Source organism: Streptomyces sp. NPDC001108, from assembly GCF_053598535.1.
The window spans coordinates 520,160-534,640 of the sequence record NZ_JBSFKL010000002.1; the positions used below are offsets into that span (position 1 = coordinate 520,160).

Annotated in this window: 12 protein-coding genes; 2 read left to right on the forward strand and 10 right to left on the reverse strand. The window is 70.1% G+C overall.

The genetic code is table 11. The features are described 5' to 3' along the window. Positions 1–54: 54 nt before the first annotated feature. The 10 genes from ACWC97_RS07155 to ACWC97_RS07200 form a co-directional block, all read right to left on the reverse strand. Complete coding sequence (locus tag ACWC97_RS07155) at positions 55–1,152, reverse strand: response regulator (RefSeq protein WP_450647895.1); 1,098 nt, start codon at positions 1,150–1,152, stop codon at positions 55–57. 60 nt (positions 1,153–1,212) lie between these two features. After that, positions 1,213–2,529 (reverse strand): sensor histidine kinase, encoded by a 1,317-nt coding sequence (locus ACWC97_RS07160; RefSeq protein ID WP_450647897.1) that lies wholly within the window; start codon positions 2,527–2,529, stop codon positions 1,213–1,215. 50 nt (positions 2,530–2,579) lie between these two features. Further along, positions 2,580–3,467 carry a DUF5936 domain-containing protein gene (locus ACWC97_RS07165; RefSeq protein WP_385214348.1) on the reverse strand — a complete coding sequence of 296 codons (888 nt, stop codon included), beginning with the start codon at positions 3,465–3,467 and terminating at the stop codon, positions 2,580–2,582. Between the two features lie 14 nt (positions 3,468–3,481). Next, entirely contained in the window at positions 3,482–4,420 is a 939-nt protein-coding gene (locus ACWC97_RS07170; RefSeq protein WP_450647899.1) for a type II secretion system F family protein, read from the reverse strand. Between the two features lie 10 nt (positions 4,421–4,430). Then, positions 4,431–5,768: a CpaF family protein gene (locus tag ACWC97_RS07175; RefSeq protein WP_385214352.1), complete on the reverse strand. Its 1,338-nt coding sequence runs from the start codon at positions 5,766–5,768 to the stop codon at positions 4,431–4,433. 58 nt (positions 5,769–5,826) lie between these two features. Further along, entirely contained in the window at positions 5,827–6,225 is a 399-nt protein-coding gene (locus ACWC97_RS07180) for a TadE family protein (RefSeq protein WP_450647902.1), read from the reverse strand. Next, complete coding sequence (locus tag ACWC97_RS07185) at positions 6,222–6,698, reverse strand: TadE family protein (RefSeq protein ID WP_385214359.1); 477 nt, start codon at positions 6,696–6,698, stop codon at positions 6,222–6,224. The genes ACWC97_RS07180 and ACWC97_RS07185 overlap by 4 nt, the downstream gene beginning before the upstream one ends. A gap of 3 nt (positions 6,699–6,701) precedes the next feature. After that, on the reverse strand, positions 6,702–7,997 hold the full coding sequence (locus ACWC97_RS07190; protein ID WP_450647904.1) for an AAA family ATPase: 1,296 nt from the start codon (positions 7,995–7,997) through the stop codon (positions 6,702–6,704). Positions 7,998–8,004: 7 nt separating this feature from the next. Further along, positions 8,005–8,712, reverse strand: a complete 708-nt coding sequence (cpaB, locus tag ACWC97_RS07195) for a Flp pilus assembly protein CpaB (RefSeq protein ID WP_352273402.1) — start codon at positions 8,710–8,712, stop codon at positions 8,005–8,007. Between the two features lie 75 nt (positions 8,713–8,787). Beyond that, positions 8,788–9,654 carry a hypothetical protein gene (locus tag ACWC97_RS07200; protein WP_450647906.1) on the reverse strand — a complete coding sequence of 289 codons (867 nt, stop codon included), beginning with the start codon at positions 9,652–9,654 and terminating at the stop codon, positions 8,788–8,790. Between the two features lie 724 nt (positions 9,655–10,378). Between ACWC97_RS07200 and ACWC97_RS07205 the strand changes: the two genes are divergently transcribed. Both ACWC97_RS07205 and ACWC97_RS07210 read left to right on the forward strand, forming a co-directional pair. Further along, a complete protein-coding gene (locus ACWC97_RS07205) occupies positions 10,379–12,109 on the forward strand; it encodes a chitinase (protein WP_450647908.1) in 1,731 nt (576 codons plus the stop codon). A gap of 178 nt (positions 12,110–12,287) precedes the next feature. After that, positions 12,288–14,465, forward strand: a complete 2,178-nt coding sequence (locus tag ACWC97_RS07210) for a serine/threonine-protein kinase (RefSeq protein WP_450647910.1) — start codon at positions 12,288–12,290, stop codon at positions 14,463–14,465. Positions 14,466–14,481 lie beyond the last annotated feature (16 nt).

The following is a 14,481-nucleotide window of genomic DNA, read 5'->3' on the forward strand; positions in this document are numbered from 1 at the left end:
GGCCCACGCCCGGCCGCCGACCCGTTCCCACTCCTGTTCCCGCGCTGCCGCTGCTCAGCCACGACGACCACCGGTCCCGTGTGCCCCGTTGCCCGTGATGGGCGCCGTGCCGAGCCAGCGGGCGATGGCCTCGCTGCGGCTGGTGCTGTGCAGCTTGGTGAAGATGCGGTTGATGTGGTTCTTGACCGTCTTCTCGCTGATGAAGCAGGTGGCGGCGATCTGCTGATTGCTCATGCCGGACGCGATCAGCTCCATGACCTCCACCTCCCGTGAACTCAGCCCGTACTGCTGCCTGTTGGCCGAGGCATCCGTTTTCCCGGCCAGGGAAGACTGTGCCACAACTGGTTGCATCTGCGAAAGACCTTGCGGTGTACGGGCCGGTCGCGGCGCAGGTGGCACCGGTTCGGGCCGGAGCGTGTGCGCCGGCGCGGAATGTTGCTGAACGGAACTCGGGGCGTGGCCGTCGTAGCCGGGTATCTGGTACGGAACGCCGGTGCTCAGCGCCGTTCCGAGCCCTTCGGGCAGAGGTCCCGAAGTCGCTCCGGGCCCTTGGCGCATATGGGCGAGGAGGGCGTTGGCCGCGGTGGCGGTGAAGTGGGCCCGGCCGTCCCTGGTGTCGCGTACGGCCTGCACCAGCTGGTCGGCGGTGAACTCGCCGTGGACGAGGTAGCCGCTCGCGCCGAGCCGGAGCGCCTCATGGACGATCTCGTTCTCACGGCTGTAGGTCAGCATCATCACGGGTGCAACCTGCACCAGGTGCGGAAGTGCCGATATGCCGTCGACGCCCGGCATGCGGACGTCGAGCAGGACGACGTCCGGGCGGTGCCGGACGGCCATGTCGTAGGCCTGCCGGCCGTCCATGGCCTCCGCGACGACCTCGATGTCCTCGCGGCCGGAGAGCAGAACGCCGAGACCGGCCCGGACCACGGGGTTGTCGTCCGCGACGACGACCCGCAGGGCGCTCGGGCCCGCCGGGGGCGCGGCCGTGGGGAAGGGAGGCAGGGACTGGGATGCCGCGGACTGCTGGGGAACGGGGAAGGACGGGGAGCTGGGCTCCGAGGTGGGTGGTGTGACGTGCGAGGACGTGTGCTGGGACGCGTGGTGCGGTGCGGTCCAGTTCTGGCCCGAGGCGCGGGAGACGTCGTCCGGCATCTGCGACCTCCTCTCAGGGGTCTGTGGGTCTATGGGGGGTGAGTGCGGAATGCGGACGGTTCACTGGGGTGGCTCAGCTCCGGAGGGCGCGAGCAGAGCGGCGATCGGGAGTTCCAGGCGGACCTCGGTGCCCTTGGCCGCCTGGCCCTTGCCGATACGGATACGGGCGCCGATGGAGGCGGCGCGCTCGACCATGCCGACGAGGCCGAAGTGCCCGGCGTGCCGGAGGTCGTCGAGGGTCGTGCCCGGGGGCAGTCCGCGCCCGTCGTCGTAGACGCTGACGCGCAGCACGTCGCCCTTCACGCCGACGAGTGCGACGAGGTAGGTGGGGTGGGCGTGGCGGTGGGCGTTCTCCATGGCCTCGGAGGCGATGGTGAGCAGTTGACGGGCGACGACCTGGGGTACGGGCGGGATCGGTACGTCGTTGAGGAGACGGAAGGTGGCGGCGAGGTCGTGGCGCTTGGTGAAGTCCTTGACCCGGGCGCGAAGTTCGCCGACGACGTCGACGCCGCCGTCCAGTCCGGACTCGCGGCGCAGGTCGGAGAGGAGTTCGCGGGATTCCGCCGCGGCGCGGCGGGCGGAGCGGGCGACCAGTTCCGCCTGCTGCTTGACGGTGAGCGGGTCCATCCGGTCGGAGGAGGCCGCCAGTCCGTCGGCGGCCAGGGCCAGCCCGTGCAGCGTCTTGGCCACCGAGTCGTGCATCTCCCGGGCCAGGCGGGCCCGTTCGCCCTCCACGGCCTCGCTGACGGCGAGCCGGGCCCGCGTCTCGGTGAGGGCCTGGCTGGCGGAGCCGAAGCGGAGGAGCAGGTTGCGCAGGGTGACGCCGACCGCTCCTGCGATCACGCAGAAGCCGGGGAGGAGGTACGCCGTCGCGTTTCCGGCCTCCAGTTTCGGGTCGGTCCCGTACACGCCGAGGACGATCGCGGTCTGGAGCGCCGCGAAGACGGCGGCGCCCCGCCAGCCGTATACCAGGCCGGCCAGCAGCGGCGTACAGACCGTGACATACGCGAGGGTGGACTCGGGACCGGCCGTGACCAGCAGCAGCGCGCCGAAGAAGGCGTCTATGCCGAGCAGCCAGGGGTGGCGGAGCAGGACCGGGCCGAAACGTTCCCAGTCGCGGAAGAGGACGTAGCTGCCCATGAACGTGACGAGTACGGCGGCGCCGATCAGCCAGGTGGCAAGACCCGAGGCCGTGTGGTTGATCGCGAACGGCGTCGCCATGGCGATCATGGCGAGCCGGAAGCCGAAGACCTGGCGGCACATCGCCTGGAGCGCGTTCAGCTGGATCGCGAACGCCGGGCGGGCGCCGGGGTCCGCGATCGCCTGGCGCACCTGTGCGTTCAGTCCGGCGTGGATGCTGCCGAGCTGGAAAGACACGGGTCTGTCACCTCCCTCCCATGGACCTGCCACCGCCCGCCACGTTCACGTCATCCGCCGATGAGGGTGCTGAAGTCGACGTTGACGCCGTAGACGAAGCCGACCGTCAGCATCACGAGCGTGCCGGGGAGCAGGAACGTGGTGACCGCGAAGGTCGCCTTGGGCACTGCCCTGGCCGCCTTCCGGCGGGCGTTCTGGGCGTCGGTGCGCCGCATGTCGTTGGCGATCTGGATCAGCGTCTCGACGATCGGGGCGCCGAGTTCCTCGCCCTGCTGGAGCGTGGTGACGAACATCGCGACCTGCTCCGAGTCGTTGCGCTTGCGCAGCTGGTCGAAGGCCTCGCGTCGGCTGACACCCATGTCCATCTGGCGCAGCGTGATGCGCAGCTCGTCGGCCCAGGGCCCTTCGTACTTGTCGGCGACCCTTGCCAGCGCCTGGCGGAAGCCGAGCCCGGCGGAGACGACGACGGCGAGCACGTCGAGGAAGTCCGGAAGGGTCCGGTCGATGTGGTCGCGGCGGATACGGACCGCGGACCAGAGCCCGGCCTCGACCCAGAACAGTCCGAAGGCGATCAGTACCAGAGCGAGGATGACCTGGCCGCGCATGAGCATCGTGAGTGCGCCGAGCGCGCCGAGGCCGCCGTAGACGGCGCGGCGGGCGGCGTAGCGGTCGATGGTCAGACCGCCCGGGTTACCGGCCATGTCGATCTGCCGGCGCTTCTTGTTGACGGCCTTGGGGCCCATCATCCGAAGCACCGACGGGGCCCAGCGCATACCGAGCCGGTCGATGCCGGAGCCCACCGCGCTGGTGCGGGTGGAGCCGACTTCCAGCGCGATCGCGAGGTCGCCGGGAAGCTTCGCATCGGCCCGGTACATGCGGATTCCCGCGATGGCTCCGAAGACCGCGAGACCGATGACACCTGCCAACAACAGATTCATGTGCGCGTCGCCCTTCAGACGTCGATCTTGGAGAGGCGGCGGATCACGATGAATCCGATCGCGTACAGGCCCAGGGAGACGATCACCGCGATCTGGCCGATGAGCGCACCGGTCATGCGGTCGAGCGCACCAGGCATGACCCCGTTCATCAGGAGCATGGCGCCCAGGCCGAAGGCCGGAACGGCGTAGGCGGTGACGGTGACCTGGGACAGCTGGGTCTTGACCTCGCGCCGGGTCTCCTTGCGCTCCTCCAGCGTCTCGGTGAGGTTGCGCAGCGAGCTGACGACCGTACCGCCGGCCCGGTTGGACAGGACGAGCGTGGTGACGAGTACGACGAGTTCGCGGGAGGGGAGCCGGTCGGTCAGCTCGCTCATCGCGTCCTCCAGCGGCTCACCGACGGCGAGGCGCCGGGAGACCCGGGCCAGTTCCTCGCCGGCCGGGTTCTCCATCTCGTCGGCCGCCATGCCGATGGAGGTGCGCAGTGCCAGGCCCGCCTGGGTGGCGTTGGCGAGGATGCGGGCGAGTTCGGGGAGTTGGTTGATGAAGTGCTCGGTGCGTTTGGTCCGCTGCCAGTTGAGGAAGGCGTTGGTTCCCCAGAGGCCGATCAGCGCGGCGACCGGGCCGAAGAAGCTGGCGAGCATGGACGACGCGATCATCCACAGGCCCGCCATGGCGATGATGGAGTAGACGAAGAACTCGCCGGGGGTGATCTCCAGACCGGTGGCGGCCAGTTTCAGTTCGAGTTTCCGGCCCAGGCCGGTCTTGCGCAGTCTGCGGTCCAACGCGCGGAACCGGCGTCGGCGGCCGGTCTCCGGTATGTGCCCGGTGTGCGAGAGGCGGTCCACCAGGGCGTCGCGGTCGGCCTTGCCGCCGCTGTAGGCGTGCAGGCCCGCGACGCCGGTGACACCGGCGAGCAGCGTCACACCGATGGTGAGGAGGGGGAGATTGGTCATGGCTCGGTACCTAGTTGGCCTCTCGGGTGGCGAGCTGTTCGGCGGATTCGGCGACCCCGAAGGCCTGCGGGACGGGCTGGCTGGCCATGTAGAGGCGCTCGGCGATCTTGCGTGGGAGCGGGAGGTACGAGAACTCGCCGTTGATCCGCCCCTCGGCGTCCATCGGCCGGGCGTTGAACTTCGCGACGGTGACGATGCGGTAGGGGTCGCGCCCGTGCGAGTCGAGGACGGCGATCTCGGTGATCTTTCGGGAACCGTCGGCGTGCCGGGTGAGCTGGACGATCACGTCGACGGCGCTGTTGATCTGGTCGTGCAGGGCTTCGAAGGGGATCTCGATCTCGGACATCGAGGCGAGGGTCTGCAGACGCATCAGCGCGTCCTCGGCGTTGTTGGCGTGGACGGTCGCGAGCGATCCGTCGTGACCGGTGGACATCGCCTGGAGCATGTCGAGCGACTCGCCGCCACGGACCTCACCGACGACGATGCGGTCAGGACGCATACGCAGGGAGTTGCGGACCAGGTCACGGATGGTGATCTGGCCCTTGCCCTCGACGTTCGCCGGGCGGGACTCCAGCCGGATGACGTGGCTCTGCTGGAGCTGGAGTTCGGCGGAGTCCTCGATGGTGACGATGCGCTCACTGTTGGGGATGAGGCCCGAGAGCGCGTTGAGGAGCGTGGTCTTCCCGGTGCCGGTGGCGCCGGAGACGATGATGTTGAGCTTGGCCTGGACGAGTCCGGACAGCAGGATCAGCATCTGGTCGTCGAGCGAACCGACGTTGATCATTTCCTGGAGCGTGAAGGCCCGGGGGAACCGTCGGATGGTGAGCGTCGCGCCGGTCAGGGAGAGCGGCGGGATGATCACGTTGACACGTTCACCACTGGGTAGACGCGCGTCGACCATCGGGTTCGACTCGTCGACGCGGCGGTTGACCGTCGACACGATGCGCTCGATGGTCTGCATCAGCTGCTCGTGCGAGCTGAACCGCATCGGCAGCTGCTCGACCCGTCCGCTGCGCTCCACGAAGATCTGGTCGGGTCCGTTCACCATGATCTCGGTGATGGACGCGTCCTCCAGGAGCGGTTCCAGGATGCCGAGCCCGAGGGCCTCGTCGACGACCCGGCGGATCAGCTGGGTGCGTTCGACGGTGGAGAGGACGGGCCCCTCGCGGCTGATGATGTGGCTGAGTACGCGCTCCAGCCTCGCCCGCCGGTCTGCGGCGGCGAGCGAGGACATCTCGGCCAGGTCGATCTCTTCGAGCAGCTTGGCGCGGTAGACGGCCACCATGTGGCTGTCCTCCCGCGCCCCGCCGTTCTTCTCGGGGGCGGTCATGCGTGCCCGCAGACTCATTGCGTAACTCCTCGTTCAGAAAGGCGGTGGTGCCCGGATCGTGCGGTGCGGGCGCCGATCAGCCTCTCGGCATGGTGGAACTGCGCTCGGCCCAGCCCCAGTCGTCGATCCCGGGCACGACGGAGGGAATCCTCACGCGGGTGGTGTACGTGACTTCGCCGTACCCGCCGCTGCTCCTGAACCTCGAGTTCTTGTGGCTGCCCAGCCAGTCGCTCATCGCGTCGCGGCCCGCCCGCTCGGAGTCCCCGCGCGGTACGTCCTGGGTGGCGGTGCGGGCCGCCGCGCGGGCACCGGTGCCCGCCTGGTTGGCGGCGTACGCGGCGACGCCCAGCTGAATCGCGAAGAGGCCCACCAGAAGCAGCAGCGGGATGAAGCCCATGTACTCGATGGCGACCTGGCCGCGGTCGCGGCGGGACGCGGCGGCCCTGCCGCCCGGTGTGTGCGCGCGGAATTTCATCGGCTGGCCTCCACCGGCGACGCGGCGTTCCCTTCGATGGTCATCGGCCAGTTGAGTACCCCGGGCACCAGGACCGGCACCTTGAGTCTCACCGTGGCCTTGTACAGCGCCCCGGAGTTTTCGCACGAGGTCCGCTTCATCGACTTCCGCCAGACCGGCGGCAGGTCCTCCTGTGCGGCTTCCCGGCATGCCTGTCCCCGGTTCCAGCCCTGCGAGATGGCGCCCTTGTGGGCCGCCTGGTCAGCCGAGTTCCCCGCGAGGGAGAACGTGTAGCCGATCAGGGCGCACTGCCAGAGTGCGACCAGCAGCAGGATGATCAGCGGTGTGACGCCCAGGAACTCGATCGCGGTCTGGCCGCGGTCCCTGTCCCGGACGCGGGTGAGGAGGCGGAGGCGGGTCCCGGGGCGGGCCGGGACGGGGTCACCGTGCCGTCCGCCGGGTATCTCCGTGTCTCTTGTCTGGGTGAGTGTCATTGGTCAACTTGCCCCCTGGGTCGTCGCCCGGTTCCGGGCGCCGTCGCGGTCGCGTCGGCGTCCGATCGAGCCTCGGTCGTTCTTGAACTTCGCGGTGCTCTTCGCGCCGTTCTTCTCGGCCTTCTCAGGAACCTTGACGATGCCCAGCTCGCCCGCAAGGGCCCAGAGGGCCTGTTTGACCGTGCTCTTGGAGTCGAGTTCGTGCAGTCGACCCGCGTCGACCACGCTCTGCAGTTCCTTGAAGTTGGCGGGGATGGCCGTGTCGGCCGTGGTGGTGCCGGTGATCTTCTCGATCAGCTGCGGCTGGATCTCGGTGTTGCGGATGAAGCGGTTGACGACGGTGACCGTCTCCTCCGCCTTGCGGATCTGGAGCCGGTCCCACATCCGTACCACCCGCTTGGCCCCGCGAACCGCGATCACGTCGGGTGTGGTGACCAGCAGCGCGCTGTCGGCCATCTCGATGGCCGCGGCGTTGGCGCCGTTGAGCTGGCTGCCGCAGTCGATGACCACGACCTCGTGGCGCGAGCGCAGGGCGCTGACGATCTGGCGGGCCGAGCGGTCGCTGACCTCCTCGGCGCTCTCGCCCTCACCGGGGGCCAGCAGCAGCGCCAGGCCGGTGCCGTGGCTGAACACAGCGTCGGCCAGCACCCGGGGCGAGATGTCGGTGATCGACGACAGGTCGACGATCGAGCGGCGGAACTGCACGTCGAGGTACGAGCCGATGTCGCCGGCCTGGAGGTCCATGTCGACCAGGGCGACGGTGCGCCCGGACGCCTGGGCCGCCAGGGCCAGCTGCACGGCGGTGACGGTGGCGCCGACCCCGCCCTTGGCTCCGCTGACCGTGATGACCGTACCGCCGGGACCGGTGAAGACCTCGGTCCCGGCGGTCAGGTGGCGGCGGACCCCGAGGGACCACTGGGCCGCCGATTGAACCCTGTTGGCCAGTTCTTCGTAACTGAGGGGGAGGGTGACGACACCGCGCGCACCCGACTCCATCGCGGACGAGAACAAACCGGGGGTGACATCGGCGGTGATCAGGACGACCCCGATGGCGGGGAAGCGGAGGGAGACCTCCCGGATCAGTTCCAGCGCCGGCACCGGCCCGATCCGCTCGTGGACCAGCACGACCTCGGGCAGGTCGTCGAGCGATTCGCCGGCGAGCCGGGCGAGGGTGTCGATGAGCTGCGTCGAATCACTGACCGGTGCGGCCGGCTCCGCTTCCGGGAGCTGGCTGAGCAGGGTGGTGACGGATCTGGCCGCGTCGACATCACCGACGGCCGGGAGGATCCTCGTGGACATTCGACCCTCACTTGTCCTTGTCGAGCGTGTAGGTGCGGTCGCCCGGACGGATGGTGCTGTCGCTGCCGGAGGCCAGCAGCGCGAGGCGCACGTGCTCGGCGAAGGACTCGGCGTAGGCGATGCGCTGGGTGTCGAGCGTGTTGAGCGCGAAGGTGATCGGGACGGCCTCGGTGCCCATGTTGGACTTGCCGTCCTGGCGGGGCTCCAGGGCGGTCAGCTTGCCGACGTCCAGGACCTTGGCGTTGGAGACGATGACCTTCGACTGGGACGCCTCGCCGTCGCGCTCGCCGGCGAAGGTGGCGTAGATGTTGACGGTGGCACCGGGGGTGATCTTGCCCGCGACACCGGTCGCGGCGTCGATCATGATCGCGATCTCCTGCTCACCGGGCTGGAGCTCGGGGCGGCGCTGCATCATGTCGGACTGGAGCAGGGAGCCCTTGCGCAGCTGGGTGACGGCGATCTTGCCGTTCACCTCGGAGAGGTCGGTGACGGCGTTGCGGGAGAGCCAGCGCTTGGGCATCGAGACCTTCTCGAACTGCCCGGCGGACAGGGCGGTGTAGGGCGCCACGTCGGACTTGAGCTGATAGGCCCCGACCTCGGGGCCGACCTTGGAATTGACGTCACTGATCACCGAGAGCACGCCGGCGAAGGCGCCGAAGGCGCACAGAACCGACAAAAGCAGGAGTATCACGCCGCGGCGCTGACGGGAGTTCATGGGCCGGACAACCTCGTTCGATTCGGATGCATGGGGCAGCGGACGGAAGGGCGTCTACGGAGGAAAGCGAAAGCGCTAGGAGTGCGGAGGAACGAGCGCTTCATGGCTGAGGACACCGGCGGAGTTGTTTCGGTTCTCGGTCGCGGGAAGCGGGGAGGAGCAGAACCCGCAAAGATCACCGATGAGTTCCATTCCGCACCAGTGGCAGCCCTCCCGACGTACGGAGGCCACCAATTGGTACAGGACGGAGAGGTCTGGCAGATAGGCGGCGAATTCCACCAATTTCCCGGTTCCCCACCATGCCGGGGACTGGGACGGGAGGGCGGACTCCTGAATGGCCTGGACCTGCCATGCGGGTGCGAGGGTTTCCTTCACCCACTCGGACTGCGACTGGCCTTTGGCGGTCACGAGGTGGGTGCCGAATTCGGGTCCGGCCGGCGGGCCGTCCTTCGGGCCGATCTTGACCAGCCGCGGATCGGGGCTCGCGACGGCGACGAACTGGGAGCCCGGCACCCAGGACTTGGCATGGGTTTTGAGGTCGACCGGGATGCGGTCGAACTTGGTGACCGAGTGGAGCAGGGCGCCCGCGTGGATGTAGTGCGTCAGCAGCCGGGCGGCGGAGGCGACCACCCCGGGGCTGAAGTCACAGATCGACAGCTGGCGCAACTGCCTGACGAGGACGGCGACACCCAGCGGCGGCAGATCCACCTTGACCAGGGCGATGCGGTCGCTCTCCAGGACCGAGCGCACGGAGTAGAGCCGGCGCTCGTGGGCGGGCGCGATGCTGGACGGGTAGACCGCGACGACGTAGCCGTGCTGCTCCAGCAGTACGTGCATGTCACCGATGGCCATGTCCAGCGCCTGGGCGTCCGGAGCCTGCAACAGGGCAGCCGTCGGTGTCTGCTGATCGGTAGGAGGAAGTACCAGATCAGCACTGGTCACTGCTATTGCGGTCGGCACGCTGTTCCCCGTTTCGGCTCCGGCCGGACGCCGCTCATGGCGTCGGCCGCAATCGCTCCTGCTCCGCGGTCTGGTTCAGCACTTTATCCACGTCCTACCTGGCAGAGAACACTTTTCGAGGGGCATTCCGACAACAGTCACGGGGCGCCCGTGTAACACCCCTGTGCTAAATCGGAGCAAATCGAAAATCGTCAAATTCTGTACGACTGCGGAGGGTTACCGCCCCGCCTTCCCGCCGTCCGGTCCGGACCTTCATCGATGCACGTCAACACGGATCCGGAACCGGCGGGTCCTCCCGCATGGCCCCCACCGAAGGGCCGGACGCTCACTGTCCGAGCACCCCCGCAGGATCACCCGAACACGGTTCCGGGAGGTCAACAAAACGTCAATGCACGGCTACGGGAACGTGACTTCGGGCCCGCGCGACGGGCGCCGCGGGCCCTAAACGGAGCGGGCGCGGTTCGGCCGCGGCGCGGAGCCGGGAGCCGTTCGCGACGGGCCGCGGGAGAGGCTTCCGCTGCCAGAGGTCTTGACAACTCTATTGGTCTGGACCAGTTTTGTCGGCCAGCGGTGGCCACCGTTCCCTCGACTCCACATCCCCGTCTTCCCCCCGTCACCTGTCGTCCGTCCCGGGCGGCGCCGGTCCACCCCGCCGGCCCGCCCGGCCGCCCCGGCAGGCATCACCGACTCCCCACGGAGGCAGCAAGTGGAACGTTCTCCCCTCGGCGCCCACAGAGTCCGCGGACGCCGGATCCGGCGCGGCGCCGTCACGGCCGTCCTCGCGGCCGCCGCGCTGACCGCCACGGGCCTGGTCTCCAGCGCCCAGGCCGCCGACATCAACGTCGCCAAGAACGCGGGCTTCGAGTCCGGGCTCGCCAACTGGACCTGCACCAACGGCAGCGGCGCCACCGTCTCCTCGCCCGTGCACGGCGGCTCCGCCGCCCTCAGGGCGACCCCGGCCGGCCAGGACACCGCACGCTGCTCCCAGACCGTGGCCGTGAAGCCCAACTCGACGTACTCGCTCAGCTCCTGGGTGCAGGGCGGTTACGCGTACCTCGGCGCGAGCGGCACCGGCACCACCGACGTGTCGACCTGGTCGCCCGGCTCCTCCGCCTGGACCCAGCTCAACACCAGCTTCAAGACCGGCCCCAGCACCACCTCCGTGGAGATCTACACGCACGGCTGGTACGGGCAGGCCGCCTATCTCGTCGACGACGTCTCGGTGAACGGCCCCGACGGCGGGGGCGGTTCCGACCCCGACCCGACCGTCCCGGCCGCCCCCGCCGGACTCTCGGTCGGCGCGACCACCACCAGCTCCGTCCGGCTCTCCTGGAACGCGGTCTCCGGCGCGACCGGCTACACCGTCTACCGGGACGGCCAGAAGGCCACCACGGCCACCGGCAGCTCCGCGACCGTCACCGGTCTCACCGCCGACACGGCGTACCAGTTCGCGGTGACGGCGACCAACGCGGCCGGCGAGTCCGTCAAGTCCGCCGCGGTGAGCGCCCGTACGGCCAAGGAGGGCGGCGGCAACCCGAACCCGGGCACCTCCGTGCCGAAGCACGCGGTCACCGGCTACTGGCAGAACTTCAACAACGGCGCGACCGTCCAGAAGCTCAGCGACGTGCCCGCGAACTACGACATCATCGCGGTCTCCTTCGCCGACGCCACCAGCACTCCGGGCGCGGTCACCTTCAACCTGGACTCCGCCGGGCTGAACGGCTACACCGTCGACCAGTTCAAGGCCGACATCAAGGCGAAGCAGGCGGCCGGGAAGAACGTCATCATCTCGGTCGGCGGCGAGAAGGGCACCGTCTCCGTCAACAGCGACGCCTCGGCGACCAACTTCGCCAACTCCCTCTACTCGCTCATCCAGGAGTACGGCTTCAACGGCGTCGACATCGACCTGGAGAACGGCCTCAACTCCACGTACATGACGAAGGCGCTGCGCTCCCTGTCGCAGAAGGTGGGCTCCGGCCTCGTCATCACCATGGCCCCGCAGACCATCGACATGCAGTCGACCGGCGGCGAGTACTTCAAGACGGCGCTCAACATCAAGGACATCCTGACCGTCGTCAACATGCAGTACTACAACAGCGGTGCGATGCTCGGCTGCGACGGCAAGGTCTACTCGCAGGGCTCGGTGGACTTCCTCACCGCGCTCGCCTGCATCCAGCTGGAGGGCGGCCTCGCCCCGTCGCAGGTCGGACTCGGCGTGCCCGCCTCCACCAGCGCGGCGGGCGGCGGCTACGTCTCCCCCTCGGTCGTGAACGCGGCCCTGGACTGCCTGGCCTCCGGCACCAACTGCGGTTCCTTCAAGCCCTCGAAGACGTACCCGGGCATCCGGGGCGCGATGACCTGGTCGACCGCCTGGGACGCCAAGTCGGGCAACGCCTGGTCCAACGCGGTGGCTCCGCACGTGCACGGCCTGCCGTAACCCACGGCCGGTCACCCCGACCGGCAGCGCCGCCGCTCCCCCGGCGGCGCTGCCGCATGTGCAGGACATGTCCCGGACAGGCAACAGAGTGCCCGGACGGCCCGCCCTCCATGGCCGTCCGGGCGTGCTCATGGCACCGTTGTGGGGCTCGACGGTGGTGTGACAGGGGGGCGGGGACATGGCCGGGGCACGGATTCAGAGGCTGAGCGAGGACGATCCCGCGACGCTCGGGCCGTACCGTCTGATCGGGCGGCTGGCGTCCGGCGGCATGGGGCGGATCTACCTGGCGCGGGCCGGTGCCCGGGGCGGCGGGCAGGGGCTCGTCGCGGTGAAGACCCTGCTGGCCGAGGGGGAGGTCGGCGCGGTCGACCGGCGGCGCTTCGCCCGTGAGGTGGCGCTGGCGCAGCGGGTCGACAGCGCGTACACGGCGCGGGTGCGGGACGCCGACGCGGACGCCGAGCGGCCGTGGATGGCCATCGACTACATCGCCGCCCCCTCGCTCGCCGAACTGGCCCGGGGCTGCGGGGTGCTGCCCGCCTCGGCCGTGCGGTGGATCGCCGCCGGGACCGCGCAGGCCCTGGTCACCCTGCACGGGGTGGGCATCGTGCACCGGGACGTGAAGCCGCAGAACGTGCTGCTCCCGCTGGACGGCCCCCGGGTCATCGACTTCGGCATCTCGCACGCCAGTGACCTCACCCTGACCGGGCTCACCCTCGGCACCATCGCCTTCACCTCGCCCGAGCAGGCGCGCGGCGAGGCGTCCACGGCCGCCTCCGACGTCTACTCGCTCGGCGCGACGCTCTTCCTGCTCGCCACCGGCCGCCCGCCCTACATCGACGACGGCAACACGCTGCGGCTGCTGGCCCGCGTCCAGCGCGGCGAGCTCGACCTCACCGGACTGCCCAAGGAGCTCGTCGGGACGGTCCGGCCGTGTCTGGACCTCGACCCGGACCGGCGCCCCGAACCCGCCGAACTCCTCGCCCGGTTCCGCCGGGCCCAGGCCGGGATGCCCGCGACGCGGAGCGGCGCGCGCTGGCTGCCGCCCCGGTGGACGACGCTGATCGGGCAGTACGCGGACCAGGGCCGGGAACTGGCGGACGGGCGGCGGTCCGGTCCGGCGGCCCCGACCGCCGGGCGGGGCGCCTCCGAGCAGCGCACCCGGGTGGTGGAGCCGCCCCGGCCGACGCTGATCTACTCGCCCGAGCGGCAGGCCCGCGCGGACCGCGACCGGGCCCGCCGCCGCGACCGCACCCGGCGGGAGATGGCGGCCCTCCTGGAGCTGGCGGAACGGCAGCGGGCGGAGCAGGCCGAGCGGGAGCGCGAGGAGCTCGAACAGGCCGAACACGCCGAGCGGGAACGGGCGGAACGGGCCGAGCGGGCGGAGCGGGAACGCGCGGAGCGGGCCGAACGGGCCGAGCGCGAACGGGCGGAACGGGAGCGGGCCAAGCAGGAGCAGGCGGAGCGGCAGCGGGCCGAACGGGCCCGCCGGATCCAGCGCGAGCGCGCGGAACGGGAACGCAAGGAACGGGAGCGGGCGGAACGGGCCGACCGGGCGCGGGCAGCCACCGCCACCCCGTCCTCCTCGTCCTCCTCGTCCTCCTCGAACTGGGGCTGGCTGGTCGCCCTGATCGTCGTCGGTCTGCTGATCTGGCAGCCCTGGGACGCCTCGAAGCCGTCCGGCGGCTCGGGCTCCTCCGGCGTTTCGGCCGGTGCCGGTTCCGTCGCGGGCACCGGCCCGGGCTCCCGTACGCACGACACCGCGACCTACGGTTCCGGCAGCGGTTCCGGCACCGACGACTCCGGCGACGACGAGCCGACGCCGACCCCGACCCCCACGCCGACCCCCACACCCACGCCCACCCCGGACGCCACCGATCTGGCCTTCGCCGCGGTGCGCGCCGGTGACTGCCTGGACGTGTACAACGACGGTCACGGCACCATGAGCGCCACCCGCCCGGTCCGGGTGGGCTGCCGGGCGGCCAACGCGTACATGCACGTCAGCCGGGTGAGCACCGCCGCCGGGGCGTCCGCTTCCTGCGACAGCGGGGCGGGCTACACCTGGTGGCGGAAGACCGGCGCGGACGGGGTGGTGCGCACACTCTGCCTGGACCGGGTGTACCAGGTGGGCCAGTGCTTCCCGGCGAAGGTCCAGGGGACCACCAACGCCGACCTGACGGTGGTCTGGAACTGCAACGCCTCGACCGTGCCGGTGGCCGGGCAGTCGATCCTGCGGATCACCGGCTACTACCGGGCCCCCGCGCCCGGCACCAGCTGGACCTGCCCGTCCGGGGGCGAGCGGTTCTGGTACTGGCCGGTGGATCACGGCAAGAGCGTCATCTGCGCATCGGCGGCCTGACCACGGCGCCGCGCGT